The organism is Commensalibacter papalotli (ex Servin-Garciduenas et al. 2014) (genome assembly GCF_000527695.1).
Classification (GTDB): Bacteria; Pseudomonadota; Alphaproteobacteria; order Acetobacterales; family Acetobacteraceae; genus Commensalibacter; species Commensalibacter papalotli.
The window spans coordinates 727,304-754,284 of the sequence record NZ_ATSX01000001.1 but is presented as its reverse complement, the minus strand read 5'-3'; the positions used below and the strand labels follow the sequence as shown (position 1 = coordinate 754,284).

Below are 26,981 nucleotides of genomic sequence, written 5' to 3'. Positions count from 1 at the left end.
ATTTGTGAAAATGCAAGAACCTCTTAAAGATTCGAATGGCTATGATATTATTGAATCCTTGCCAACCCCTTTGATTGTGGCAAATGATCAATACAATATCTTATATATGAATGGTGCTGCTGAAGATTTTTTAATGATTTCGAGAAAAAACCTTCATCAATATTCTCTCTACTCATTCTTCCCCAAAGCCTATGACGTTGCCGACCTTATAAAAAAAGTAAAAGCAAAAAAAAGGGCTATTGTTGAATATGAAGTCGATATTTTTACTTACAATCAGATCATTAAACCAATAACATTATATATTGCGCCTTTTATTAATAATGAAAACTATATAACGATCAGTCTTCATGATTATTCAATTGTTAAAACAATTGAAGAAAAAGAAAGCTTCCATAAAGTTTCTAGAAGTGTAGCAAATATGGCTGCTTTGCTTGCTCACGAAATAAAAAATCCACTCTCTGGTATAAAAGGAGCTGCTCAATTACTAGAGAATTCTTTAAATGAAAATGATAAAGAGCTTACAACCTTAATTTGTAATGAGGTCGAGAGAATTAAGAACCTAGTTGATCGAACAGGCGTTTTTTATAATCGAACTTTGCAAATTAGTGATGTTAATATTTACTCTGTATTAGCACACGTAAAAAAAATAGCTGAAAATGGATTTGCCTCCACTATACCTATCAAAACTATTTATGATCCTTCTTTGCCATTGATAAAAGCTGATAAAGATCAATTAATCCAAGTTTTTATTAATCTCATTAAAAATGCGGCTGAAGCTATTGGTACAACGCGTAAGGATGGAGAGATTACGCTTATTATTGGATATGAACCTCATTTGGTTATGAATATTTCCAAAGCTAAAAAAAGAGTAACATTGCCTATGATGATCATTATTCGTGATAATGGTCCTGGCATTTCAGATTCTATCAAACAACGTTTATTTGAGCCCTTTGTCAGCAGTCGACCTAATGGAACAGGATTAGGATTGGCACTTTGTGGAAAAATCATTAATGATCATGGAGGAATCATTGATATTCATAGCCAAAAAGGTAAAACTGATATAAAAATATTTTTACCACTTACTGGTTTTTAACTCCTGGATATTTTTAATAATGTTTCAAAACGCTCCAACAATTCTTGTTGCCGACGATGATCGTTCTATTCGCACCGTCCTAAAGCAAGCATTGAACCGTGCAAAATATAATGTAGAACTGACCGATAATGCTACAGAGTTATGGCAATGGGTTTGTGCTGGAAAAGGAGACGTCATTATTACTGATGTTTCAATGCCAGATAAAAATGTTTTTGAAGTCATCCCAAAGATTAAAGAGATTAATCCAGATTTACCGATTATTATTATCAGTGCGCTTTCAACTTTATCAACGGCTTTACAAGCTGAAAAAGAAAGTGTTTTTGAATATTTACCTAAACCATTTGACTTAGATAAACTTCTTAATGCTGTTCAACAAGCGTTAACGCTTTCTAATAATGTAAATAAACAATCAGAAATTACCGAAGCACTACCACTGGTTGGCAAATCTGCTGTAATGCAAAATATTTATCGTATGATTGCACGCCTAATCAATTCTGATCTAAGCGTCATTATTTCTGGGGAAAGTGGTACAGGTAAAGAAGCTGTTGCAAAAACTTTGCATCATTATGGCAATCGACGAAATTATCCTTTTATATCCTTGAATATTACGGCTATGTCTGCCAGTGAAATTGAAAATAAGCTATTTGGAAATGAAGATACAGATAATTATCAACCAGGATATTTAACACAAGCAGCTCAAGGCACTCTATTTTTAGATGAAATAGGAGAAATGCCAATTGAAGTTCAAACACGTTTAATCAGAATTTTAAAAGATAATAGTAAAGGTTCGAAATTATCAACGAGGATTATAGCATCTACACGCCAAGATTTATTCACATTGGTACAGAATCAAAAATTTAGAGAAGATTTATATTATTGTTTGAATATTATTCCCGTGTACATGCCCCCACTAAAGGATCGTGCTGAAGATATTCCTTTATTAATCCAATATTTTTTACAAGAAAATTCAAGTTCTACAACATTAACAGAACAATCTATTAATCTTTTAAAAACTTATCACTGGCCAGGTAATATTCGTGAGTTACGAAATTTGGTTGTACGCTTGGCTGCATTATATCCAAATCAATTGATACAAGATGATTTGATCACCAAAAGTCTACAAAAAAAATTGTCTCAGAAAAAACAATCCGAAACTTTATCTTTGTCTGTATTTATTGAAGATCACATTCGACGTTATTTTTTTGAAAATAAAGGCTTACCAATTAATAAATTATATGGTCAAATGGTTGCTGAAGTTGAAAAACCACTAATAGAGCAAACTTTAATTGAAACGGAAGGTAATCAAATCAAAGCTGCTGCTATTTTAGGTATTAACCGAAATACATTACGAAAAAAAATTAAAGATTTTAATATTACATATATCAAAATAAAGGCTTAATGTGTCTAGTAAAGTCAATCGTCAAACACTCTTAAGGCTAATGGAAAGGCTTTCAGGCAGGAAAGCAACTATAACATTGGTAGCACTAGCTTTATTTTTTGGTGTGGTTACTTTTATTTTTTTGTCTGGAGGGATCGTTACTTCACACAAGCATCATATACAGCTAATAATTTCTTTATTAAATTTATTTGTCTTATTGTTATTAGTAACCACTTTATTTGTTCGTATTTTGCGTGTTATTGCAGAGCGACGCAGGGGAATGGCAGGCTCCAAGCTCCATGTAAAACTGGTTGTTCTCTTTGGAATTATTGCTACTTTTCCCACTATTTTAGTCGGTATTTTTGCAACTATTTTATTTCATTATGGTATACAAATTTGGTTTAATAATCGTGTTAGCACCGCCTTAAATGAGGCTTTACAAGCTTCAAGAGGATATTTGCAGGAACATAATGCAAATATTCGTACTGAGGCTTTTGCATTAGCTAATTATATTCAAGGAATGCAAAATAATTTAGCTCAAGCAGGGCAAGATCTCTTTGATGATCCCAGCGTTTTAGATCAAATTCTTGATTCGCAAGCGACGTTAAGAGGATTAAATGCAGCTATTGTTTATAATCCTTCTACACAAAAGATTATTGCCTCTGGAGGGTTATTAAATAATATTTCTTATATTAAAAATTTACCCCGTACAACGACAAGTTTCATGTCTCATAACGATGTGGCTATTCTCGATTCATCAGACGAAGAAACGGTTAGGGCGGCAATTTCTTTAAATGATACCCCGCCTTTAATGTTATTGATTATTCGTCCAGTTGATCCAAACATTTTAAACCACATGTACAAAACTGAAAAGGTCGTTAATCAGTATAATTTATTAAGTGCTAATCAATCAAAAATACAAATTATGTTTATAATTATTTTTGGATTGGTTGCTTTATTAGTTTTGGCAGCAGCTGTACTATTAGGACTATATCTTGCTAATCAAATCGCACGACCCATTGGGTTTCTAACGCTTGCTGCGAAGAGAGTAAGCGAAGGGGATCTTAATGTTAGTGTTCCTGAGCGAGATAAGGATGACGAGTTAACTGATTTATCCCGCACTTTTAATCAAATGACGAATCAGTTGGCTGTTCAACACACAGAGTTAGTCGAAGCAAATAAACAAATTGATGATAGAAGGCGATTTACCGAGGCAGTTTTATTTGGTGTATCCAGTGGTGTAATTGGATTAGATAAAAAAATGGCCATAGAGCTTCCGAATCGATCTGCAAATCAATTGCTAGATGTTGACTTATTCGAGCATGTTGGAGAAAAAATTACAGATATCGTACCAGAGTTTACAGATTTTTTAAATAAAAATACAAATAATGTTCAACAATCAAAACCAGAAGAAATACAAATTCAAACACAAACAGGAAGCCATGTTTTATTAGTACAAATTGGCCCAGAAATTCAAGGTTCCGAAATCGAAGGTTTTGTTATTACCTTTGATGATATTACAGACCTACAATCCGCACAAAGAAAAGCTGCTTGGGCAGATATTGCCAGACGAATTGCTCATGAAATTAAAAATCCACTAACCCCTATACAATTATCCGCTGAGCGCTTAAAACGTAAATATCTTAAAGAAATTCAATCAGATAGCCATATATTTAGCCAATGTATTGATACTATTGTACGTCACGTAGGCGATATTGGGCGGATGGTGGATGAGTTCTCTTCCTTTGCACGAATGCCTCATCCTGTAATGAAAGAAAATAATATTTCTCGCATTGTTAAAGATACTCTGATCTTACAACAAAATGCACACTCTGAAATTACCTATCATGTAGACATACCAGACCATGGTCCGTTTCTAGATTGTGATCAAAGATTGGTAGGACAAGCATTAACAAACTTGTTCCAAAATGCTGCAGATGCTATTGGTATGGTTAACAAAGATAATAAAAATGAATCAGAAATTACAGGAAATATATGGATTAAAGTACAAGAAACTAAAAATGAAATATGCTTATCCGTAAGTGATGACGGCGTTGGTCTTCCTCAAGAAGACAGATTACGTTTGACAGAACCTTATGTTACTCATAAACCTAAGGGAACAGGATTAGGCCTTGCGATTGTAAAGAAAATTATGGAAGATCATAAAGGAACCTTACAATTAAAAGATCGTGCCGAAGGAAAAGGTACAACATCAATTTTGACTTTTCAAAAATGAGGATAATATGGCGCATGAAATTCTAATCGTCGATGATGAACCTGATATCAGGATGCTTATCGAAGGAATTTTACAAGATGAAGGATATTCAACACGTCTCGCAGGGGATGCTGATTCTGCGATTAATGCTTTTCATGCAAGAAGACCTTCTTTAGTCATTCTGGATATTTGGTTACAAGGTTCCAGAATGGATGGCTTGGAAATTTTGAAATTAATTCAAAATGAAAAACCAGCAGTTCCAACTATTATGATCTCTGGTCATGGAACAATTGAAACTGCAGTTGCAGCATTACAGTATGGGGCGTACGATTTTATTGAAAAACCCTTTACTTCTGATCATTTACTCGTTGTCGTTCGTCGTGCATTAGAAAGCGCAAGATTAACACAAGAAAATGCTGAGTTACGTATACGCAGTGGAGTAGAAATACAACTTGATGGTCAAAGCCAAGCTATTAGCGTTTTAAAAAGTCAAATTGACAAAGTTGCACCAACTGGGTCCAGAGTTTTAATTTCTGGTGCTCCTGGAACAGGTAAAGAAATTGCAGCTAGGTCCATTCATAATCTATCAAAACGTGCAAGTGGGCCATTTTTAGTTTTAAATTGTGCAATTTTGTCTCCTAATCGTTTCGAAGAAGAACTCTTTGGAATTGAGGGAACGGCTGATGGCAGCCAACAAAGAAGAACAGGTGTTCTTGAAAGAGCACATGGTGGGACTTTGGTTTTGGATGAAGTGGCTGATATGCCTCTTGAAACCCAAGGGAAAATTGTCAGAGCTTTGCAAGATCAAACTTTTCAACGTGTTGGTGGCTCTACACGCGTAAAAGTAGACGTAAGAGTTATAGCAACAACCAACAGAGATTTAAATACTGAAATTAGTAATGGTAATTTCAGAGAAGATTTATATTATCGCCTTGCAGTTGTTCCTTTAAAAGTTCCCAGCCTTAAGGAACGACGTGAAGATATTCCAGAGCTTGCTAGACTATTTTTAAAACGTTGTTCTGAATTAACAGGGCTTCCTTTGATTGACTTGTCAGCTGATGCGCTCACCACACTACAAACCTATGATTGGCCAGGAAATGTGCGTGAATTACGCAATCTGATGGAGCGATTGATGATTATGATGCCTGGAAATGTCAGTGAAGCTATTCGTACTGATATGCTCCCAAGTAATATTGGTCAAAATGCTCCTGGTCTATTAAAAGTTGATACGCAGACTGACATTATCAGTTTGCCTCTTAGAGAGGCCAGAGACCTATTTGAAACACAATATTTACAAGCTCAACTTATGCGTTTTGGTGGAAATATCAGCCGAACAGCAGGATTCGTCGGAATGGAACGCAGTGCCCTTCATCGTAAGCTAAAACAATTAGGGGTTACTTCTTCAGAAGAAAAAAATAACAATAACAATAACAATAACAATCAATAAGGTTTCATTGTGTCAAAAGATACGTATCAAAATATTCAAGATGTTTTTCTAAATCAGCTTAGAAAATCTAAGGTTTCAGTCACGGTTTTTTTAGTGAATGGGGTTAAATTACAAGGGATTGTTTCTGGTTTTGATAATTTCTCAATTCTATTACGAAGAGATAGTCACTCTCAGCTTGTTTATAAACATGCAGTAAGTACAATTATGCCTGCAACACCAGTGCAACTTCCGTTTAATACACCAGAAGAGCAATTGAAAGATAATTAATGACAGATTTTGATTTAGATCATCAACAAACACGTGCCGCAGTCATTGTTCCTTGGGATGTTTCAAATCGTCAATCGAATAATCGAAATTCACAATCCAGATTAGAAGAAGCTATTGGGCTAGCCTCTTCAATACGCTTGGATATTTTATATCAAGAAATTATTAATTTACGCTCTTATCGCTCTGCTACATTAATCGGGCAGGGACATATAGAAGAATTAAGAAAATCTATAGAAGAAAACGAAATTGAAATTGCTATCTTCGATACAAAACTAAGCCCTATTCAGCAACGTAATCTTGAAAAAGCTTTAGAGTGTAAAGTCATCGACAGAACAGCTTTGATTCTGGACATATTTGGTGAACGTGCACAAACTAAAGAAGGAACGTTACAGGTTGAATTGGCTCATTTACAATATCAACGTAGTCGTTTGGTTAGATCATGGACCCATTTAGAGCGCCAACGAGGTGGTTTTGGATTTATGGGAGGTCCTGGGGAAACTCAGATTGAAGCAGATAGACGTCTTATTGATGAGCGTATTATTCGATTAAAGAAAGATCTAGAGCAAGTTCGCCGTACTCGAGGATTACATCGTAAAGCTAGACAAAAGGTTCCTTTTCCGATTGTCGCTTTAATTGGATATACGAATGCGGGTAAATCTACGTTGTTTAATCACTTAACGGGGGCAGACGTTCATGCTCAGGATCAGTTATTTGCAACGCTTGACCCGACGATGAGAAAATTACAGCTTCCTTCTGGTAAAACAATTATCTTGTCAGATACGGTAGGGTTTATCAGTGATTTGCCTACAGAGTTAATCGCCGCCTTTAGGGCAACATTAGAAGAAACAGCAGAAGCAGATATTATTCTTCACGTTCGTGATATTTCTCATCCAGAAACAAGCGATCAACGTCAAGATGTCTTTTCTGTTTTAGATATGATGGTTAAAGATCAAATTCTTGAAGCAAATTGGCGAGAAAACACAATTGAAGTACTTAATAAAATTGATTTAATTGAAAATATTGCTTTGATTGAAAAACCATCTGATTTTATTGGTATTTCTGCTTTGACAGGTGAAAATTTATCTTCTCTTATTCAAATGATTGATGATCGTTTGGCAAAATTAATGGAAGAAGCCAACTATTCAATTCCTGTTAATGATGGTGCTGCATTATCATGGCTTTATGATCATGGTGAAGTTTTGCAACGCCAAGATGATGAAAAGAATATAGCCGTGTTTGTTAGACTGTCACCAGCCAACAAAGCACGCTTTGAACAGCTTTATTCTTACTAGTCTTTACAATCTAATTGAGCTTCGAATACACGATGGGTTTTACAAGGTTTTGGAGCAAGGCGTTCAATCAAATTACGCATCGCTTTATTACTTTCTAAGATCCATCCTAATTCAATCATGTTGTAAGATAAAGCTTCACCACGATTAAACAACTCATCAATAACAAGAGAAGGGATTAACGCACCCATCGCCGTATCACGGATTGAGTGACTGATTCCCAATAAAATAACCCGAGCAGATTTAAACTGATGACGTAAAGCTTTATAACCCAATTTACCCCATCCAATTATAGAAGGTGAAGGGCCGACTTCCTCTGAAAGATCAAAAATATTGGGGATCATCAAAGCAACAGCGACAGGCATTTTGTTTTGCTCTACCAAAACATAGTTATCTGGTGTGAGCATCAATTTTAAATCTCGGATTAAAATAGACATTTCAGTTGGTGTTAAAGGAACAAATCCCCATGTGTCATCCCAAGCATCATTATAGAGTTGACGCAAAATTTCTCCATCACGAGAAATTTCTTTCATATTCAATTTTCTAGTTGTGATATTACCAAGACGACTTGATCCTACTTTTAATCCTGAAGGAATTTTATGAGCTTGTCTGATCTCTTTTGACATAATCATTTGATAAGAAACTAAGTCCATAGCTTTGAATAAACCCGCAGCCTCTATATGTTTAACCAAATACTGTGGATGCCATGGCATAGCAATCATAGGGGGTTCATTTTGCCCTTCAACCATTGCTCCAGCTTGCGAGTTTGCATTAAGAGTATAAGGGCCTCTAATTTTTTCCATGCCATGTTTTTTCAACCATGTAATCGCAGTACTAATAAGTTGCTGTACAACTTCTGCATCATCAATAGCATCTAAGGCACCGAACAAACCAATAGGTTCTTTCCATTGGCGTAATGCATTTGGATCAATTTGTGCGGAAATTCTCCCAACGGGTTCATTATTCTTATATGCAAGAAAATATTGAGCTGATCCATATCTAAAAAAAGCAGATTTTTTGGGATGTAATAATGCTTTTTCTTCAAAATCCAAGGGAGGAACATAACCAGAATATTTACTGTATAATAAGCGCGGCAATCGAATAAAAAGATCCAGTTGTTTTGCCGTTCGTACAGGAAATACTTTTAAATCGTTCGATATAGCGGGAGGTACAGTCATGTGAAAACCATTAGTTAATTAAATCAAAAATGAAATTTATATTTTTGAAATTTAGGAAAAGGAGAAGTATAAAATTACTTATCAGAGTTTTATATAAAGGTTTTTTATCTTTATAGATATAACTTTATACAAAAAAATATTATTTTAAGGAAATTTCTTTGCCCAATTCATTAAACTCTATTTTAATTACGGGTGCCTCAAGTGGTATCGGTCAATCTTTAGCTTATTTTTATGCTGAGCCAGGGAAAAAACTGTTCTTATGGGGACGTTCAAAAGAGAAATTAGAGCAAACAGCAAAAAAATGTCATGATAAAGGGGCAGTTGTATATCTTTATCAAAGTGACCTTACGAATCCTATTAAAACTACGAAATTATTACATGAAATATTAAATAAATATAACATAGATATGGCAATTCTTGGTGCTGGATCAGGAGATATCAAAGCAGATAATGATGATATAGAATCACAACAATTACTTTATAACTTAGCTATGTTAAATTATGTGACCCCAAGTTTAATGGCTAATTTAATAGCACAACAAATGATACAAAAACAAATTCAGGGAAAGATCGTATTAATTAGTTCTGTTGCAAGATTTCACTCTTTACCTTTTGCCACAGCTTATAGCAGTTCAAAAGCAGGTTTGGCACGATTCAGCGATTCCCTTAGAATTGCTGTGAAAAAATGGAAAATTCAAATCACATTAATTACACCTGGTTTTATTGATACACCAATGAGTCAACGGTTAGAATGTGATAAACCCTTTTTAATCCCAATAGACAAAGCAATCCTTCAAATTACGAACGCCATAGCAAAAGGTAAAAGAGAGCTTGTTTTACCTAGAATTTTCAAACTATTAAAATGGATTGATTTACTTTCCCCTGATTGTATCCGAGATTTCATCTTATCTCGGATCAAAGTCAAACAGTATTAATTTAGGGAAATGGAGGTCCGGGAGGGAATTGAACCCCCGTAAACGGATTTGCAATCCGCTGCATGAGCCACTCTGCCACCGGACCATTTGACTCTCAATAAATGCTTGTATCATCTACTATGACAAAAAGGTCAAGAAAAAAATGTAAAAAACTTTACTTTTCATCCATAACGATTTCATGGTATTTAAACACAGCACACTATTACGGATCTTTTAGGAAACAATGAATCACTCTCATTTTGATTTTGCTCAAGCACGACAGAATATGGTTGAAAATCAACTTCGTCCTGCTGAAGTTAACCATACACAAATCATTGAAATCATGCGCGCGATCCCTCGTGAGGAATGTGTTGATGTTTCTCAACGTGAAATGGCGTATGCTGATATTAATTTACCGCTATCAAACAATCGTTTTTTAAGTGAACCTAGAGTAGTTGCAAGGTTAATGCAATTAGCTGAAATCCGTCCATCTGAAAAGGTTTTGATTGTTGGTGCCTCTACAGGATATATGTCAACAATTGCTGATCTATTAGAAGCTGAAGTCTTTGCTATTGAAGAAGATGAAAAACTTTCCCTTCAAGGGCAAGCATTCTGTAAAAAATATGCAAAAAATGTTCAATGGCAAACAGGAAAGTTATCAGAAGGTTTTAATACACAAAAACCATTTGATATCATTATTATTGATGGTGCAATCACAGATATTCCTTCTGATTTAATTGATCAGCTAGCCCTAAATGGACGAATAATCACCATTATGAAAAAAGAGCAACAAGTCAGCCACGCTGTAAAAATTGAAAAAACCACAGATGGAATTTCAATACGCTCTTGTTTTTATGCGGGTTTACCTTTATTGCAAGAATTACAAAACTAACATTAGAAGTATTTGGTAGAAGGTTGCTGTGATGATAAAGTGTCGGTATTTTGGTGTAAGTTTATTTACTTTTTTAGTAAGCTCTACAGCTTGGGCTCAAAATTACGATGGAACTGGATCTCCCAGTTTTGTTCCTCATACTTTAGAAGAAGCATTATCCACTGCTTATTTAACCAACCCAGAGTTGCAACAAGAGCGTGCCAATCTAAGAGCAGCAGATGAAGGCGTATCCCAAGCAAATGCTGGTTGGCGACCTACAATTCAGACAACATTAGCTGGATCTATCAACAAAGGGGATAGTAATGGGGTATCGACATCTGAAGCAGGTGGGCAATTATATACAAGTAATAGCCAACAGAGCTCTAATGGGCAATTAGGGTATCAAGCACAAGTTGTCATTACTCAGCCTATTTACCAAGGTGGTAAAACAACTGCTAAAACACATCAAGCTACCAGTCAAGTTATGGCCGAGCGTGCCAAATTGCTATCAACAGAACAACAAGTCTTTCAAAAAGTTGTCAAAGCTTATGTAGGCGTTATTCAAGCACAGCAACTTTTACAAATTAACATTAACAACGAAAAAATTCTTGCTGAACAAGTGCGTGCTACACAGCAACGTTTCAGTTTAGGTGAAATTACTCGTACAGATACAGCTCAGGCAGAGGCTGCATTGGCTGATGCACGTGCGAAACGACAAACTGCCGATGGAAGCCTTAGAGAAGCTGAAGCTACTTATGCACAAGTTGTAGGGATTGCACCACCTCCTAATTTAACACCGCCACAACCTTTAATCTTACCGGTAAAAACAGAACAAGAAGCAATCTCAATTGCTGCATCTAATAACCCAGATATTATTGCGGCTTTGTTTGCTGAAGCAGCACAAAAAGCAGCTGTCAATCTGGCAATTTCTGAAATTATGCCCAAGGTTAATGCTAGTTTGCAATATTCAAGGTCAAAAGATCAAGGTATTGGTCTAAATCAAACTGATAGCAAAGTAGGGACCGTGCAAATGACAATGCCTATCTATCAAAGTGGTTCTGAGTATTCTGCTATTCGTCAGGCTAAACAACAAGTTCAAGCAGCGCATCGGCAAGTTAGCAGTCAAAGAAGAACAGCGATGCAACTTGCCTCTAGCAACTGGCAAAAATTTCAATCAGCAAAAGCATCAATTAGCAGCAACCGTTCAGCAATTGCCTCGAATATCGTTGCTTTGGCTGGTGTTGAAAAACAAGCTGTGGTTGGAACCAGCACAACTTTGGAAATGTTGCAACAACAACAAACTTTGTTAAATTCTCAAACTACACTGATTCAAAATCTTGGAACCATGGTTACTGCATCTTATGACGTTGCTGCTGCTATGGGACGGTTAACAGCACAAGATTTAAAACTTAACGTTCCTCATTACGATTATACTGCTTATTATAATGCAGTTAAAAATAGATGGTGGGGAATGAATGACTATGCACAAGATCAGCCTGGTCGTTAATATTATATTTTTCCACTCTATTTAGTATATTATATCATCCAATGTTAGATAAAAAATTTATCCCTTCCTCTGTTGAAAATGATCTTTATCGCCTTTGGGAGGAGTCTGGTTTTTTCTCAGCTAACCCTGAACAAAAAGATAAAAAACCATTTGCAATTATGATTCCTCCACCAAATGTGACAGGAACATTGCATATGGGTCATGCATTAACAATGACATTGCAAGATACCTTAATCCGTTGGCGGCGTATGCAAGGATATGATGTATTATGGCAACCTGGCACTGATCATGCTGGCATTTCAACACAACTTGTTGTTGATCGTAAACTTAGTGAAAAAGGAATTGATCGTAAATCCATTGGTCGTGATGAATTTATTAAGCATGTTTGGGAATGGAAAGCTGAGTCTGGTGGAGAGATTACCAAACAATTACGCAGGTTAGGGGCTTCTCTGGATTGGAAAAGAGAACGCTTTACGATGGATGAAGGCTTGTCTGAAGCCGTTAAAAAAGTTTTTGTAACTTTATACCGCGAAGGTTTGATTTATCAAGATAATCGCCTGGTCAATTGGGATCCAGTTTTTCGTTCTGCGGTTTCTGATCTCGAAGTTGAAAACAAAGAAGTTAATGGACATCTTTGGTATATTCACTATCCTATTGAAAATAGTGATGCGATAATTACGATTGCCACCACTCGTCCTGAAACAATGTTGGGCGACGTTGCTGTTGCAGTACATCCTGAAAACGAAAAATATAAACATCTTGTTGGTAAGAACATCATATTACCATTAACTGGTCGTTTAATTCCCATTATCGCTGATGAATATTCTGATCCTGAAAAAGGGACTGGTGCTGTTAAAATCACGCCTGCACATGATTTTAATGATTTTGAAGTCGGACGAAGACATAATCTAAAACTCATTACTATTTTAGATGAGAGTGCAGCCATAGATCTGAGTGAGTTATCAGATAATGAAAGAACAGAGTTTGTGCTTTCATTGGATGGTTTGCCAAGAGATAAAGCACGAAAGCAAATCATTGCCGAGCTTGAACGACTTGAGTTGCTTGAGAAAGCAGAACCTCATCGCAATCAAGTGCCTCATGCAGAAAGAGGTGGGGCTGTTATTGAACCTCGTTTGACAACACAATGGTATTGTGATGCTCCAACTTTGGCCAAACCTGCAATTGAAGCTGTACAGACTGGTAAAATCAAATTTGTTCCTAAACAATGGGAAAATACTTATTTTGCATGGATGCGTGACCTTCAACCTTGGTGTATCAGTCGTCAATTATGGTGGGGTCATCAAATCCCAGCATGGTATGGCCCAGATAATCATGTTTTTGTTGCTTATGATGAAAATGAAGCCAAAGAACAAGCATTCAAGCATTATGGTAAAGAAGAAATTTTACGTCGCGATGAAGATGTATTAGATACTTGGTTTTCTTCTGCATTATGGCCATTCTCGACGTTGGGTTGGCCGAATGAAACTGCTGAATTAAAAAAATATTACCCAGGTAATGTATTAATTACAGGATTTGATATCATTTTCTTCTGGGTTGCCAGAATGATGATGATGGGTACGCATTTTATGCAAGATATTCCTTTTGAAACGGTTTATCTTCATGGTCTGGTGCGTGATGAAAAAGGACAAAAGATGTCCAAAACCAAAGGAAACGGAATAGATCCTTTGGAGGTTATTGATGAATTTGGTGCAGATGCAATGCGCTTTACGGTTTGTGCATTAACAGGGCCAGGTCGTGATATTAAACTTGGAAAGAAACGTATCGAAGAATATCGTTCATTCATTACTAAAATATGGAATGCTGCACGTTTCTGTGAAATGAACGAAGTTAAATATAATCCTAATTTCTCAGTTAACAATGCTAAACTATCTTTAAACCGTTGGATTTTAGGTGAGCTGTCACAGGCAATTATAGATGCAACAACAGCATTGGAATCATTCCGTTATGATGAGTATGCTTCTGTTTGTTATCATTTCACATGGGATAAATTCTGTGACTGGTTCCTAGAATTCGCAAAAGCAGCTTTTCAGAATGAAGATCAAACGATTGTCGAAGAAACAAGAGCTGTAGCAGCGCTTGTCTTAAAAACACTTCTTCAGATTTTACATCCAGTTATTCCATTTATAACAGAAACGTTATGGGGAGAATTTAATTTTGGCAACAAAGGAACATTAATGGTTTCTGAATGGCCAATTGCAGAAATGTTCTCTACGGTAAAAACACAAGAGTCTTCTGAAGAGATAGGTTGGGTGATTCGATTTATTACAGAGATCAGAACTTTAAGAGCCGAAATGAATGTACCACCAGCAAAATTTATTTCAGCCTATTTAAAAGATGCTAATGCAGATACATTGCAATATGCGAATGTTTGGGGTGATGCTATCAAACGTATGGCAAGAGTAGATTCTATCGAGTATCTGCAAGGGGAATTACCGAAAGATTTTGCGCAAACTATTGTAAATGAAGCGACTGTTATTTTACCTTTAGCGGGTATTATTGATATTGACGCCGAAAAAGCGCGCTTAGCTAAAGAATTAGATAAAATTGTTGACGAACTTACAAAGTTAAACACTAAATTATCTAATCAAAATTTCATACAAAAGGCGCGGCCTGAAATTATTGAAGAGAGTCGCGAACGTTTAAAACAGCTGACACATGATAAAGAACGTATTGAATTAGCGTTAAATCATTTTTAAATGAAATGAATTATAAAATAATTATAAATAGCTGTTGAAAAATAACTTTCAGCAGCTATTTTTTTGATAATAAGAAATTAATTATTTAAACTAGGGGAATTTATAATGAAAGATGAAGAATATATCGAAACTGTTGTCATTGGTGGCGGATGTTTTTGGTGTGTCGAAGCAATGTTAAGCCAATTCAAAGGTATCAAAGAAATTATACCTGGCTATGCAGGGGGACATACTGAAAATCCAACTTATAAACAAGTTTATACAGATCAAACAGGACATGCAGAAGTTATCAAAATTTCATTTGATACTCGTTTGATTATGATTGAAGATATTTTTCGTATTTTCTTTTTAACTCATGACCCAACGACACTGAATGCACAAGGTGCAGATGTAGGCACAAGATACCGCTCCGTTATTCTTCCTGCTAATGAAGAACAAGAAAAAGCTGCAATTTTAATCAAGAACGAGATTGAAAAAGCTGATATTTGGGACAAACCCATTGTGACAGAGATAAAAAAATTAGATCATTTTTATCCCGCAGAAATAGAGCATAAAAATTATTTCGAATTGCACCCTGAGTTAGCTTATTGCCAAGCTGTAATCGCCCCCAAGGTGCTTAAAGTTCGTAAAGAATTTACTGATTATTTAAAAAAATAATGATTTATTGTTTAACGGTTTTATCATCTTCATCCAAAAAGAATTGATCTGATTCTTCATCAAAATCGAATATCTCGGCATAACGTGCCCATCCAATAATGGTGGATAACGTTTGCCTTGCATATTCTGGTGACATTGTATCTTTTAATTCGTCCCTAAATCTTTCCGCGCTGGCTCGATGATTAGAACGTTCATCCAATACACTGCGAATAGCACGAATCAAAGTTACATTTTTGACAAGACTATGTCTGAAGATATCTTTTCGTTCTTCGATCTCAGAGTGAACCAGTTCTTTTCCTAGCTCTGTAAGGATAATATCCCCCTCTGCCATGTCAGCGAAACCCAGCATTTGCAAAGTTTCTCCAATAGGTAACAAATCATCCAGTTCCATTTGTAAACTTTGTGCAAGTTTAGGTAAATCAGCTCGACCTTTATATGGTTCTGCTAACAAAGCTTCGACCATTCCGATCATTAAATTCATAGACATCGGCGGAATTGCTACAAATTGATTACTGTTTGCTTGTTTAACATCCAAATTATCAGGGCTTATTTTAGCTGGTTCACGATGCGTCATTAATGTGTAGATTTTATCTACTAATTGACGAAACGCAAAATCTTCACGGTTGCGAGGATGAGGGAAAGTAACCTCTACTTCATGTGCAACACTTCCTGGGTTTGAAGAAAAAATCAACAAACGGTCACACATTAAAACAGCTTCTTCAATACTGTGGGTAACAATCAGCATAGCCTTTACAGGTAGCTTTTTTTCAACCCATAACTCAATTAAGTCGGTACGTAGATTTTCAGCAGTTAATACGTCTAAAGCAGAAAAGGGCTCATCCATCAAAAGTAAGTCAGGATGCACAACAAGGGCTCTGGCTAACCCAACACGTTGGCGCATACCCCCAGATAGTTCTTTTGGATAGGCTTTTTCATATCCACCCAATCCAATCAAATCAATAGCTTCTTCTGCTAATTGTTCACGTTCTTTTTTATTAACGCCTTTGGCCTCTAATCCAAGTTGCACATTATCTTGCACTGTAAGCCAAGGAAAAAGAGCAAAGGATTGAAAAACCATTGCAACTCCTTCGGCAGGGCCAGATAAGATTTGATCTTTCCAACGAACTTCACCTTTGGTTGGTGCTAATAATCCAGCAACAATACGCAGTAAGGTTGATTTTCCAGAACCCGAACGTCCCAATAGGCCGACAATCTCACCACTTTTAAGTGTAACATTAACATCATCCAATACCACTAATTCTGAGTGGTTCTCTTTCGGATAAGATTGTTTACAATTTTTTACCTCGATCAAGGTTTCTTGAGTATTCATACTTTAACTTCCTCTTACGAAAAGGATAGGCGACGTCGAGCATAATCATACAGAGGATGCCAAACTAAACGATTAAATAAAATAACAAACGTAGACATAACAACCATACCCAGACCCACTTGGAAAACATCTCCAGCATCGGTCGCCTCGGCAATATAAGCCCCAAGCCCGGTTGCTTTTAAAGTATCATTTCCCCAGCTGGCAACTTCGGCCGCAATTGATGCATTCCATGCTCCACCGCAGGCTGTCAATGCCCCCGTGATATAATACGGGAAAATCGCGGGTAACATAACTTTGGACCACCAAAGCCATCCTTTAATATGAAAACTTTTTGATGCCTCTCTAAGGTCTCCTGGAAATGTAGAAGCTCCACCAACAACATTAAATAAAATATACCATTGGGTTCCCAATATCATCAAAGGGGTTAGCCATATTTCTTTATTCAAACCAAAATGTACAATACCTACAACAAAAAAGGGAAAAAATAAGTTGGCAGGAAAGGCCGCCATGAACTGTGCTGCAACTTGGGTTCTTTTAGCCCACTGAGGGCGCAATCCAAGCCAAATACCTGCTGGCACCCAAATAATTGTAGCAATAATGATCATAACCACTACGCGAATTAAGGTAATAAATCCAAGACCAATAACATGCAACACTTCTTCAAACGAGATATGCCCATAGACGGATTGGTAAATAAAATAAGCAGCTGCTATCCCTAGCAAACACAAGATCGTCACATAAATAATATCGATCGTTTTTGAAGAGATGATATTTTTAGACAAATATGATTGTCTAAATGGGCGTTTACCAATCGGTAAGATTGCGATCCTGTGTGCAAATCCCTCAATATAATCCGAAATCCAACGTATAAAGCTGGTACGATGCATAAGGCGTAATAACCAAGGAGTTGTATCCGTATCGCTATTTGTTGTTTCAAAGCGAAACTTAGCAGACCACGCTACAAGAGGACGGAATAATAATTGATCATAAGCTAAGATAACAAATAGCATTGCCCCAATAGCATAAAAAATAGCAGCTAGATCTTTATGTACAATTGCCGTTCCGACATAAGAACCAATACCAGGAAGGGTGATTTCAGTGTTACCTACAGAAATAGTTTCTGAATAGACAATCATAAACCAACCACCAGACATGGACATCATCATATTCCAGATTAACCCTGGCATAGCTGCAGGAACTTCTAGTTTCCAAAATCTTTGCCAAGAGGTTAACCCAAAGCACTTAGCTGCTTCGCTCATATCCTCTGGAATGGTTTTTAGAGATTGATACATGCTGAATGCCATATTCCAGGCTTGACTTGTAAAAATCGTAAAAATAGCAGCTAGCTCAACACCAATAATTTGCCCTGGGAATAATCCCATGAAAAATACAACCGTAAAAGTTAGGAACCCTAGAATAGGAACTGACTGTAAAATATCTAATATAGGAACCAAAATCATTTCGGCTCTTCGGCTTTTTGCTGCTACCACAGCATAGGTAAACGTAAAAACCAAAGAAGCAAAAAGGGCTGCAAACATTCGTAATGTTGTTCGTATTGCATATCCAGGAAGATATGATGGATCCAGGTTAATTGCCTGAGCACTAGGGATATTTAAAGGTTGTAGTACATGCCGCGTTGCCGATGCAATGGCAATCCCAAGTGCGATAACACACAGGATAGTAATAACATCAAAAAAATTCGGTTTTGCCCGAGCAGCAACGCTGGCGGGGATATTGTCTTTTGCCATTGAACCCGCCTTTATCCTTATATAATTGTTAATGTGGTAATGAAGAATATAGCATTAAAACAAGATACTAAGCATCTCATTTTAATGAATTTTTTATTAAAATTTAATGGCCTGTACTGCCAAAACCACCACTCGATCGTTCGGTGTCATCTAAACTGTCGGTTTCCTGCCACACACCACGCACAACAGGCGTTAATACAGCTTGGGCAATACGCATTCCACGTTCAATGATAAAAGATTCTTTATCTGTATTGATAAGAATAACTTTAATCTCACCACGATAATCTTCATCAATTGTTCCAGGAGAATTTGGAAGCATAATACCGTGTTTTAACGCAAGTCCTGAACGAGGGCGAATTTGTAATTCATATCCCACAGGTAACGCAATTTGCAAACCAGTAGGAATAAGTAGTCTTGCTTGGGGGAAAAGTATGATAGGTTCATCAACAGCTGCTAATAAATCCATACCCGCAGCACCCGCAGTAGCATAAGAGGGTAATGGTAAATCTTTGGCATGTGCCAATCGTTTTACCAAAATAATAGGGAAGGGTGGTAATGTCATAACGTTACCCCTTATGTTTTAATGATTAAAAAACTTAATGATTTCTTTAGTTAACAAACGGCCAATTTCTCTTTTATCAGCGCGTTTAAAATGTTGCTTATCAGAGGATGACAAGATTGTCACCTCATTTTCGACTCCTCCCATGATTTTTGTATCAGGGCTTACATCATTAACTACAATCCAATCACAGTTTTTACGTTTTCTTTTCGCATCTGCATTATCTAACAAATCGTTTGTTTCCGCGGCAAAACCAATAACAAGCTTAGGACGATTGATATTTTTCTGAGCAATCGTTGCTAAAATATCTGGGTTTGTTATCAAATCAAAAGTTGGCGTTTGTGCATCACCTGTTTTTTTTATTTTTTTATTTGAGATATTTTTAACACGCCAGTCAGCTACTGCTGCGGTCATTACGGCAATATCGACTGGAATATTAGATAAACAAGCATCCAACATTTCTTGAGCCGTTTGCACTGAAATAAGACGAATATTCTGTGGTGGAAGTAAAGAAACTGGTCCTGAAATTAATGTAACCTGAGCTCCAGCGTCATGTAACTCTTCAGCAATGGCATATCCTTGGCGACCCGAAGAATAATTTCCTAAAAATCGCACTGGATCAATCGGTTCATAGGTTGGCCCTGCTGTGACTAACGCAGTTTTTCCAGATAGTGGCTTTGTCGCAGTAAAATAATGCTTAACTTGATTAATCATTGTTTCAGGAGCGACTAAACGACCAAACCCATACTCACCACAAGCCATATCCCCTTGATCTGGTCCTACAAACACAATATCTCGTTGCTTCAATTTTTGTATATTCTCTTGAGTTACTGCATTTTCCCACATTTGCACATTCATAGCAGGAGCAACAAAAACAGGGGTAGTCGGTAATGTTGCCAGCAGCAGTGCGCTGGCCAAATCATCAGCCAACCCCGTTGCCATTTTAGCTATTAAATCAGCGCTGGCTGGATAAATAATAACCATATCAGCTTGCCTGCTAAGGGTAATATGTTCGATTTCGCTTATTTGAGTGAGAGCGAATAAATCTTGATATACTTCCTGTCCACTGAGGGTTTGAACAGAAAGAGGTGTTATGAATTGTTCTCCGCCCTTAGTAAGAATACATTTTACATTCATCCCTTGAGTGCGTAGCAATCGAATAAACTCAAGGGCTTTGAAAGCAGCAATACCACCACTAATAATCAAAAGAATATTTTTTTTCATCAGCTAAAGCTCTCTTAAATTTCTTACTAGGATCGTAAAGTTTTATATTTTGGTTAATACTGTTAAAACAGGATCTTCTTGAGTAATTATGACATAATCTGGATTATTATCGAAAGCAGGAATAATAAATAAAGGATTGATCCAATCATCTTTATTGACCGCTTTAAAAATATAATCTAGCAGATCATTTTTGTTAGTTTCAATAACATTCCCTGTTAAAAAACGGTTTTACTTTATATCTTGGATGATTACTTATAATCAAATAGCGATGATCAATTACGAGCTTAAACAATCCATCCAATTCAATGTTTTTTTGTAGTTTATAGTTTCAATTAACTTTAAAAAAAACATAAAGATATTTGAGGCTTTTTTTTGATCAAATATCTTTGCTTTACGTAAATTAGAAAAACTATATTCCATTATGATAGAAGCCATTAAGGCTTTTTATTAATTTTGAGATTAAATACGCCATCCAGAGTGAATTGCAGCAATACCTCCAGAAAGATTTTGATAAGTTACCCGTTCTAACCCTGCATTTTCCATCATGCCTTTTAATGTTTCTTGATCAGGAAACATACGAATACTCTCAGCTAAATATTGATAGCTGTCTCCATCCTTGGCAATGATTTGACCAATCCGTGGAAGTGCTTGAAAAGACCATGCATCATACAAAGGGCGTAACATAGGAATGATAAGCTTAGAAAACTCTAAACATAAAAAACGACCACCTGGTTTTAAGACACGACGTGCTTCAGCAAGAACATTGTCTTTATTCGTGCAGTTACGCAAACCAAAAGAAATAGTCACACGATCTACTGAGCGATCAGGCAAACAGATTTTTTCGCCATCGACGCAAAAAAGATTAATATTTTTAACATAACCTTTATCAAAAGCACGGCTTTGTCCAACACTTAACATACTATAATTTACATCGGTTAAATAAGCAGGGCCGCCTCCATTTTTTAACCAACCAAATGTAATATCGCCTGTTCCCCCCGCAAGATCTAACAAAGTCAGATTCGGTCTGGGAGCTAGTTCTTGAATAAAAATTTTCTTCCAAACACGATGAATTCCCAAAGACATTAAATCATTCATCACATCATATTTAGAGGCAACACTGTCGAATACCTCTCTGACCATCGAAGATTTTTCTGTTTGATTAACTTTACGAAACCCAAAATCTGTGACTTGATCTTCTTCTGCAAAAGAAGAATGATTGTTATTATTATTCATGTGATTATTTTTAAGAAAAACCTATGCCAGAATTACCAGAAGTCGAAACGATTAAACGAGGACTAGAAAATAGTCTAAAGAATCAGACCGTTTTATCTGTAAAATGTCATCGTGATACGCTACGTCAAGTCATTCCAAGACGAATAGAGTCCGATTTAACACATGCCAAGATGATCAACTTTGCCAGACGAGGTAAATATATCTTAATCGGGCTAAATAACCAACAAACTATTTTATTTCATTTGGGTATGTCAGGAAAAATAATTATTAGCCCTGAAATTATCAATTCCACCATACAAAAGCACGAGCATATGACCCTAATTACCCAAGAGGGGCAAAGATTAAGTTATATTGATCCTCGGCGTTTTGGAGTAATAGATTTATATCCAAGTGCACAAATCCATCCTTTATTAAGGCGTATGGGGCCAGAACCTTTGGGGGATAATGCTTATCAACAAACTCTGATCATACATTTGCAAAAATATTTAGCGAATAAGAAACAACCTATTAAGCTGACTTTATTAGACCAGCATATAATTTCAGGCCTAGGAAATATATATGTATGTGAAGCATTGTTTCTTGCTGGGATTTCACCATTAAGAGAGTCTAAAACGTTAAAGCATTCTGAAATTATTAAAATCGTTAAAAGAATTCAAGAAATATTAACCCAAGCCATCGAAGCTGGAGGGTCGAGTATACGTGACTATGTTCATTCAGATGGCAAAAAAGGATATTTTCAAATGCAATGGAAAGTTTATGGTAAAGAACATGATTTATGCATAAATTGTTTGACAAAAGGAAAGAAAATAGGAATAAAACGGATAACTCAAGGCGGAAGATCCAGCTTTTATTGTGATAATTGTCAAAAATAAAAGATATTTCCCTTGACGGGGCTTAAATAAAAGATTAAAAATCTGGTTTTAATTAGTATATCATCTTATTGATATTAGTTTGTTTTTATAAGAAGAAGTAAACAGGAAATCCATGGCGAATATCGCATCTGCGCGTAAGCGTATACGTCAAACGTTAAAACGTACCGAGAGAAACAAAGCTCGCAGATCAAGAGTACGTACGTTTGTTAAAAAAGTAGAAGAAGCTATTTCTTCTGGTAACAAAGAAGAAGCAGTCGTAGCTCTTCGTAATGCACAGCCAGAAATGCAAAGAGCATGCGGGAAAGGTGTTGCACACAAAAATACTGTGGCACGTAAGATTTCTCGTCTATCTCACAGAATTAAAAGCATTGTATCTGCTTAATCTTGTGTTAAAAGTAAAATAATAAATAAACAAAAGATATTTTACCTTTTGTTTATTTATCTATAAAACTATTAAAAAACCGACGAATGTTTTCATTCATCGGATTTTTTTTGTCTATAATAATAAAAATATTTGATGCTTTATAAAACATATGAAGCAGTGTATCCTTTATACATATCACTCGTTATTTAACCTAAGAGCCGAGCCCCAATCGCCAATGTCTGATTTTACCGAAGAATCTAACGAATTTACGCTCTCCTTAAAAGATGCAGATCCAGAAACCTTGAAAAGCATTTTAGAAATTCATTGGGATCGTATTTGCTCTCGCTTGAAAATCGAAGTGGGTGAAGTTGAATATCGTACATGGCTTCAACAAATTACTCTAGGTGGAATAGAAGAAGACGAATTAACTCTTTATTTGCCTACGCGATTTTTGCGGGACTGGGTAAGATCACAATATAATAGTAAATTAAATCAACTCTGGAACAGCGAGCTTTCTCAGATTCGTCGTGTAGAGTTGGCTTTAACCATTCCATCAGCAAACTCGGAAGATAGCCCTACTAAAACGGAAGTTACTCAAGAAAATCATATAGCCTCGCCGTCAAATAGAGCAAACAAAGATAGCACTCAACCTATTCAAGAAAGATCTGTTCCAATTACAGATAATAAAGAAGATGAGGGCAGTAAACTTCCTTTACAAACACAACTTGACCCACGATTTACCTTTGATAATTTTATTGTTGGCAAACCTAATGAATTTGCTTATGCATGTTCAAGGCGTGTAGCAGAACGCCCTTCTAGTCCTGGATTTAACCCATTATTTTTATATGGTGGTGTTGGTTTAGGTAAAACACATCTGATGCATGCAATAGGGTTCGAACTGGCCCAAGCAGGCAATATTTCTGTATCTTATATGTCTGCAGAAAAATTTATGTATCGATTTATTGCTTCTATTCGTTCTCAATCTACCATTGAATTTAAAGAAGAGTTACGCTCTGTTGATGTATTGATGATTGATGATTTACAGTTTCTTATTGGCAAAGATAATACACAAGAAGAATTCTTTCATACATTCAACGCATTGATTGATGCGGGAAGACAGATTATTGTTTCTGCGGATAAATCACCGTCGGATCTTTCAGGTTTAGAAGATCGTTTACGCACCCGTTTAGGATGTGGTATGGTAGCAGACATCCATGCAACGACTTATGAGCTGCGCATTTCTATTCTTGAAGCCAAAGCTGCTTCGGCAAAAGTTGTTATCTCTCCGAAAGTTTTGGAATTTTTAGCTCACAAAATAACAACGAATGTCAGAGAACTTGAAGGCGCTTTAAATCGATTAATCGCACATGCGAACTTATTTGGTCGCCCTATTACTTTGGAAGCTACTCAAGAAGTTCTACATGATATTTTGAAATCTCATGAACGACGAGTTACAATTGAGGAAATTCAAAGAAAAGTTTCAGAACATTGTAATATTCGCCAAACAGATATGACTTCTGCTCGTCGAGCCAGAGCCGTTGCTAGACCCAGACAAATTGCTATGTATTTAGCCAAACAACTAACCAGCCGTTCTTTACCCGAAATTGGTCGTAAATTTGGTAACAGAGATCACACGACTGTGATGCATGCAATTAGCCGTATTTCTGAACTAATTGAAAAAGACAGTGCTTTTGCTGAGGATGTCGAGCTTTTACGCAGAATGTTGGAAAGCTGATTCATTTTTTTGTAGAAAAAAGCCTAATATTCTGTTACTAAATAAAGATTCATAGCATATATAAATGTTTACATATTACAGAATAGGTCATAGTTGATGAAGCTGAAAGTTGATCGCACTATTTTACTTAAAGCCCTGGCACATATTCAAAGTGTTGCAGAAAAACGTAACACTATTCCCATTCTTGCCAATGTTTTAATCGAAGTGCAAGACGGAATGATGACATTAACCGCAACTGATATGGAAATTGCGATTGTCGAAACCATTCCAGCCGAATCATTGGAAAATGGTGCTGTTACAGCACCAGCATCAGTTCTATATGAAATTGTTCGTAAACTGCCAGATACTGCACAAATTGAATTAACACATACGAATGATGACATGCCTTTATCCCTTCGTGCAGGAAAGTATGCAACAAGTTTAAATGTTTTAAATGTCGATGAATTTCCATCTATGACATCTGGGGATTTTCCACATCAGTTTAATATTCCAACTGAAACATTGAAAAAACTGATTGAGCAAACGCGTTTTGCTATTTCTACCGAAGAAACTCGTTATTACCTTAATGGTATTTATTTACATATTATGGAAACGAGTGAAGGAAATAAAAAACTTTGTGCGGTTGCAACCGATGGTCATCGACTTGCTAGAGTAGAAAGCGTAATGCCAGAGGGTTCTGAAAATATTCCAGGAATTATTATTCCTCGTAAAACTGTATATGAGGCTTATAAATTGCTTGAAGAAGCAAATGATGAGATCTCATTATCTGTTTCTGATACTCGTATTCAATTTAAATTTGGATATATTACATTAACGTCTAAATTAATTGATGGTACGTTTCCAGAATATGAACGCGTAATTCCTAAAAACAATACCAAGATATTACGTGTTGGAAAACAAGATTTTGCGACAGCTGTTGCTCGTGTTGCTGCTATCAGTATGGAACGTTCAAAGCCAGTTAAATTATCATTAGATAACAACTCTCTGATTTTATCAGCCAGCAGTGTTGATCAGGGCAATGCCAAAGAAGAACTTGACGAAACGCAAGTACAATATGACGGCGGCCCACTTGAGATTGGATTTCAAGCACGTTATCTAAATGACATTACTGATCAAATTGACAGTCAAGTAGAGTTTGTATTGGCTGATAATTCAGCACCGACTATTGTGCGTGATGTTGATGATATGTCTGCTTTATATGTTCTAATGCCAATGCGAGTTTAATGTTTAATTTTTGTGCTCTGTAAAGTTAGGGATGACTTCTTTACTTCGTCTTACCTTGACTAATTTTCGTAATTACGATCGGTTGGTTTGGTCACCCTCTGCTCAAAAAATAGTTGTTTACGGAGCAAATGGTAGTGGTAAAACAAATTTGCTGGAGGCTTTATCTCTTCTGGTTCCTGGAAGAGGATTAAGAAAAAGTCGTGTTGAAGATCTTGTCAAATCTGATCGTCAACACTTAGGGTGGGGAGTTGTTGGACAATTTTCGCACCCTCTTATCAATAATTTCGAAATTGGTACAGGGTGTTTTCCTAACAATAACAAAAAACAATTTCGCCTAAATGAAACACCAGTGCGCAGTCAGCATGAAATATCACAGTATTTATCTGCTGTTTGGTTAACGCCACAAATGGATCAGTTATTTTCTCAGAGTGCAGGAGGGCGCAGACGTTTTCTGGATCGATTAATTATTACAATGGAAAATTTTCATACCAAAGAAGTCTTTGCATATGAAAAATCTATGAGCCAACGCAATAAACTTCTGGCAAATAATAATTATGATCCCAATTGGTTGAACGCTATTGAAGAATCAATGGCTAGACATGCAGTAGCTATCACTGCAACCCGAAACACTTTCATTCATCAAATGAATCAATTAAGAATTATTAATGGCGTGTTTCCCGAAGCCATCCTTAAGCTACAATGTCCTATTGCTGATCGTTTAATGCAAGAACCAGCTATTGTGGTTGAGGACTTCCTTCGTCAACAATGGAAAAAAGATCGGCACCCTGATGCTCAAAGCAAATCTACACGCTTTGGTATTCATCGTTCTGATGTAATATTTATAGAAAAAAAATCACAAACACCGGCTGGTATGGCAAGTACGGGTCAACAAAAAGCATTATTAATTGGGATAATACTCAAGTTGACCGAGTTAATTAAAAGTCAAAATATCAGTCTACCGTTATTGTTATTAGATGAACCTTTGGTTCATTTAGATGAGATTCATCGTCAAACGTTGCTTTCGACATTGTTAAATCTTGACAGTTTCACCATGATGACAGGAACAGATCATTCTTCTTTTAAACAATGCACGAAAAAGGCTGAATTTTTACAAATAATTCAGGGGGAAATCGTGTAAATCTTTTCTTTTTTATAGAAAATC

General features: G+C 36.3%; 22 protein-coding genes and 1 tRNA gene. 16 read left to right on the top strand and 7 right to left on the bottom strand.

From position 1 onward, the window contains the following. Window positions 1-10 precede the first annotated feature (10 nt). Genes COMX_RS03365 through hflX form a run of 6 tightly spaced genes read left to right on the top strand, consistent with a single transcriptional unit; the run spans window position 11 to window position 7,692 of the window. The gene (locus COMX_RS03365) at window positions 11-1,093 is read left to right on the top strand and encodes a two-component system sensor histidine kinase NtrB (protein WP_034336980.1); all 1,083 of its coding nucleotides are present in this window, start codon (window positions 11-13) and stop codon (window positions 1,091-1,093) included. Window positions 1,094-1,112: 19 nt separating this feature from the next. Next, window positions 1,113-2,492 carry a sigma-54-dependent Fis family transcriptional regulator gene (locus tag COMX_RS03360; RefSeq protein WP_034336978.1) on the top strand — a complete coding sequence of 460 codons (1,380 nt, stop codon included), beginning with the start codon at window positions 1,113-1,115 and terminating at the stop codon, window positions 2,490-2,492. 40 nt (window positions 2,493-2,532) lie between these two features. Further along, window positions 2,533-4,707: a sensor histidine kinase NtrY-like gene (locus COMX_RS03355; protein ID WP_084051503.1), complete on the top strand. Its 2,175-nt coding sequence runs from the start codon at window positions 2,533-2,535 to the stop codon at window positions 4,705-4,707. Between the two features lie 7 nt (window positions 4,708-4,714). Next, window positions 4,715-6,133: a nitrogen assimilation response regulator NtrX gene (gene ntrX, locus COMX_RS03350; RefSeq protein WP_034336974.1), complete on the top strand. Its 1,419-nt coding sequence runs from the start codon at window positions 4,715-4,717 to the stop codon at window positions 6,131-6,133. A 9-nt stretch (window positions 6,134-6,142) separates the two neighbouring features. Then, a complete protein-coding gene (gene hfq / locus COMX_RS03345; protein ID WP_034336970.1) occupies window positions 6,143-6,400 on the top strand; it encodes an RNA chaperone Hfq in 258 nt (85 codons plus the stop codon). After that, entirely contained in the window at window positions 6,400-7,692 is a 1,293-nt protein-coding gene (hflX, locus tag COMX_RS03340; protein ID WP_034336968.1) for a GTPase HflX, read from the top strand. The genes hfq and hflX overlap by 1 nt, the downstream gene beginning before the upstream one ends. On the opposite strand, the gene COMX_RS03335 is transcribed toward hflX, so the two are convergent. Continuing rightward, the gene (locus tag COMX_RS03335; RefSeq protein ID WP_034336966.1) at window positions 7,689-8,867 is read right to left on the bottom strand and encodes a hypothetical protein; all 1,179 of its coding nucleotides are present in this window, start codon (window positions 8,865-8,867) and stop codon (window positions 7,689-7,691) included. The genes hflX and COMX_RS03335 overlap by 4 nt on opposite strands. Window positions 8,868-9,025: 158 nt before the next feature. Here COMX_RS03335 and COMX_RS03330 point away from each other — a divergent pair, with 158 nt between their 5' ends. Further along, a complete protein-coding gene (locus COMX_RS03330) occupies window positions 9,026-9,802 on the top strand; it encodes an SDR family NAD(P)-dependent oxidoreductase (RefSeq protein WP_051461830.1) in 777 nt (258 codons plus the stop codon). 10 nt (window positions 9,803-9,812) lie between these two features. Here COMX_RS03330 and COMX_RS03325 read toward each other — a convergent pair. Beyond that, a tRNA-Cys gene (locus COMX_RS03325) sits at window positions 9,813-9,887 on the bottom strand. Between the two features lie 138 nt (window positions 9,888-10,025). Here COMX_RS03325 and COMX_RS03320 point away from each other — a divergent pair. The 4 genes from COMX_RS03320 (at window position 10,026) to msrA (ending at window position 15,530) form a co-directional block, all read left to right on the top strand. Beyond that, entirely contained in the window at window positions 10,026-10,673 is a 648-nt protein-coding gene (locus COMX_RS03320) for a protein-L-isoaspartate O-methyltransferase family protein (RefSeq protein ID WP_051461829.1), read from the top strand. Between the two features lie 31 nt (window positions 10,674-10,704). Continuing rightward, on the top strand, window positions 10,705-12,159 hold the full coding sequence (locus COMX_RS03315; RefSeq protein ID WP_034336958.1) for a TolC family outer membrane protein: 1,455 nt from the start codon (window positions 10,705-10,707) through the stop codon (window positions 12,157-12,159). A gap of 41 nt (window positions 12,160-12,200) precedes the next feature. Next, window positions 12,201-14,876, top strand: a complete 2,676-nt coding sequence (locus tag COMX_RS03310; protein ID WP_034336955.1) for a valine--tRNA ligase — start codon at window positions 12,201-12,203, stop codon at window positions 14,874-14,876. A 105-nt stretch (window positions 14,877-14,981) separates the two neighbouring features. Continuing rightward, window positions 14,982-15,530 (top strand): peptide-methionine (S)-S-oxide reductase MsrA, encoded by a 549-nt coding sequence (msrA, locus tag COMX_RS03305; RefSeq protein WP_034336952.1) that lies wholly within the window; start codon window positions 14,982-14,984, stop codon window positions 15,528-15,530. A gap of 4 nt (window positions 15,531-15,534) precedes the next feature. Here the strand turns inward: msrA and COMX_RS03300 are convergent, their stop codons facing one another. From COMX_RS03300 to COMX_RS03280, 5 genes are all read right to left on the bottom strand, one after another. Next, window positions 15,535-16,860, bottom strand: coding sequence for an ABC transporter ATP-binding protein (locus COMX_RS03300; protein ID WP_034336950.1), 1,326 nt, complete (start codon window positions 16,858-16,860; stop codon window positions 15,535-15,537). A 14-nt stretch (window positions 16,861-16,874) separates the two neighbouring features. Continuing rightward, window positions 16,875-18,608, bottom strand: a complete 1,734-nt coding sequence (locus COMX_RS03295; protein WP_034336947.1) for an ABC transporter permease — start codon at window positions 18,606-18,608, stop codon at window positions 16,875-16,877. A 103-nt stretch (window positions 18,609-18,711) separates the two neighbouring features. Next, window positions 18,712-19,170, bottom strand: a complete 459-nt coding sequence (gene dut, locus COMX_RS03290; protein ID WP_034336945.1) for a dUTP diphosphatase — start codon at window positions 19,168-19,170, stop codon at window positions 18,712-18,714. Window positions 19,171-19,188: 18 nt separating this feature from the next. Then, on the bottom strand, window positions 19,189-20,391 hold the full coding sequence (coaBC, locus tag COMX_RS03285; RefSeq protein ID WP_034336943.1) for a bifunctional phosphopantothenoylcysteine decarboxylase/phosphopantothenate--cysteine ligase CoaBC: 1,203 nt from the start codon (window positions 20,389-20,391) through the stop codon (window positions 19,189-19,191). 459 nt (window positions 20,392-20,850) lie between these two features. Further along, window positions 20,851-21,624, bottom strand: a complete 774-nt coding sequence (locus COMX_RS03280; protein WP_034336941.1) for a class I SAM-dependent methyltransferase — start codon at window positions 21,622-21,624, stop codon at window positions 20,851-20,853. 23 nt (window positions 21,625-21,647) lie between these two features. On the opposite strand from COMX_RS03280, the gene mutM reads away from it, so the two are divergent. The 5 genes from mutM to recF all read left to right on the top strand — a co-directional run bounded on the left by mutM (window position 21,648) and on the right by recF (window position 26,957). Next, window positions 21,648-22,496, top strand: coding sequence for a bifunctional DNA-formamidopyrimidine glycosylase/DNA-(apurinic or apyrimidinic site) lyase (gene mutM, locus COMX_RS03275; protein WP_034336938.1), 849 nt, complete (start codon window positions 21,648-21,650; stop codon window positions 22,494-22,496). A 112-nt stretch (window positions 22,497-22,608) separates the two neighbouring features. After that, the gene (gene rpsT / locus COMX_RS03270; RefSeq protein WP_034336935.1) at window positions 22,609-22,878 is read left to right on the top strand and encodes a 30S ribosomal protein S20; all 270 of its coding nucleotides are present in this window, start codon (window positions 22,609-22,611) and stop codon (window positions 22,876-22,878) included. A gap of 217 nt (window positions 22,879-23,095) precedes the next feature. Next, entirely contained in the window at window positions 23,096-24,595 is a 1,500-nt protein-coding gene (dnaA, locus tag COMX_RS03265) for a chromosomal replication initiator protein DnaA (protein ID WP_034336933.1), read from the top strand. A gap of 96 nt (window positions 24,596-24,691) precedes the next feature. Further along, on the top strand, window positions 24,692-25,819 hold the full coding sequence (dnaN, locus tag COMX_RS03260) for a DNA polymerase III subunit beta (protein ID WP_034336931.1): 1,128 nt from the start codon (window positions 24,692-24,694) through the stop codon (window positions 25,817-25,819). A 31-nt stretch (window positions 25,820-25,850) separates the two neighbouring features. Then, window positions 25,851-26,957, top strand: a complete 1,107-nt coding sequence (gene recF, locus COMX_RS03255) for a DNA replication/repair protein RecF (RefSeq protein WP_034336929.1) — start codon at window positions 25,851-25,853, stop codon at window positions 26,955-26,957. Window positions 26,958-26,981: the final 24 nt, after the last annotated feature.

What these genes read in the sequence shown, in the direction of transcription:
- COMX_RS03365 (WP_034336980.1), top strand. Translation starts at nt 11, where the DNA reads ATGCAAGAACCTCTTAAAGATTCGAATGGCTATGATATTATTGAATCC.
- COMX_RS03360 (WP_034336978.1), top strand. Translation starts at nt 1,113, where the DNA reads ATGTTTCAAAACGCTCCAACAATTCTTGTTGCCGACGATGATCGTTCT.
- COMX_RS03355 (WP_084051503.1), top strand. Translation starts at nt 2,533, where the DNA reads ATGGAAAGGCTTTCAGGCAGGAAAGCAACTATAACATTGGTAGCACTA.
- ntrX (WP_034336974.1), top strand. Translation starts at nt 4,715, where the DNA reads ATGGCGCATGAAATTCTAATCGTCGATGATGAACCTGATATCAGGATG.
- hflX (WP_034336968.1), top strand. Translation starts at nt 6,400, where the DNA reads ATGACAGATTTTGATTTAGATCATCAACAAACACGTGCCGCAGTCATT.
- COMX_RS03335 (WP_034336966.1), bottom strand. Translation starts at nt 8,867, where the DNA reads ATGACTGTACCTCCCGCTATATCGAACGATTTAAAAGTATTTCCTGTA.
- COMX_RS03320 (WP_051461829.1), top strand. Translation starts at nt 10,026, where the DNA reads ATGAATCACTCTCATTTTGATTTTGCTCAAGCACGACAGAATATGGTT.
- COMX_RS03315 (WP_034336958.1), top strand. Translation starts at nt 10,705, where the DNA reads ATGATAAAGTGTCGGTATTTTGGTGTAAGTTTATTTACTTTTTTAGTA.
- COMX_RS03310 (WP_034336955.1), top strand. Translation starts at nt 12,201, where the DNA reads ATGTTAGATAAAAAATTTATCCCTTCCTCTGTTGAAAATGATCTTTAT.
- msrA (WP_034336952.1), top strand. Translation starts at nt 14,982, where the DNA reads ATGAAAGATGAAGAATATATCGAAACTGTTGTCATTGGTGGCGGATGT.
- COMX_RS03300 (WP_034336950.1), bottom strand. Translation starts at nt 16,860, where the DNA reads ATGAATACTCAAGAAACCTTGATCGAGGTAAAAAATTGTAAACAATCT.
- COMX_RS03295 (WP_034336947.1), bottom strand. Translation starts at nt 18,608, where the DNA reads ATGGCAAAAGACAATATCCCCGCCAGCGTTGCTGCTCGGGCAAAACCG.
- dut (WP_034336945.1), bottom strand. Translation starts at nt 19,170, where the DNA reads ATGACATTACCACCCTTCCCTATTATTTTGGTAAAACGATTGGCACAT.
- coaBC (WP_034336943.1), bottom strand. Translation starts at nt 20,391, where the DNA reads ATGAAAAAAAATATTCTTTTGATTATTAGTGGTGGTATTGCTGCTTTC.
- COMX_RS03280 (WP_034336941.1), bottom strand. Translation starts at nt 21,624, where the DNA reads ATGAATAATAATAACAATCATTCTTCTTTTGCAGAAGAAGATCAAGTC.
- mutM (WP_034336938.1), top strand. Translation starts at nt 21,648, where the DNA reads ATGCCAGAATTACCAGAAGTCGAAACGATTAAACGAGGACTAGAAAAT.
- rpsT (WP_034336935.1), top strand. Translation starts at nt 22,609, where the DNA reads ATGGCGAATATCGCATCTGCGCGTAAGCGTATACGTCAAACGTTAAAA.
- dnaA (WP_034336933.1), top strand. Translation starts at nt 23,096, where the DNA reads ATGTCTGATTTTACCGAAGAATCTAACGAATTTACGCTCTCCTTAAAA.
- dnaN (WP_034336931.1), top strand. Translation starts at nt 24,692, where the DNA reads ATGAAGCTGAAAGTTGATCGCACTATTTTACTTAAAGCCCTGGCACAT.
- recF (WP_034336929.1), top strand. Translation starts at nt 25,851, where the DNA reads ATGACTTCTTTACTTCGTCTTACCTTGACTAATTTTCGTAATTACGAT.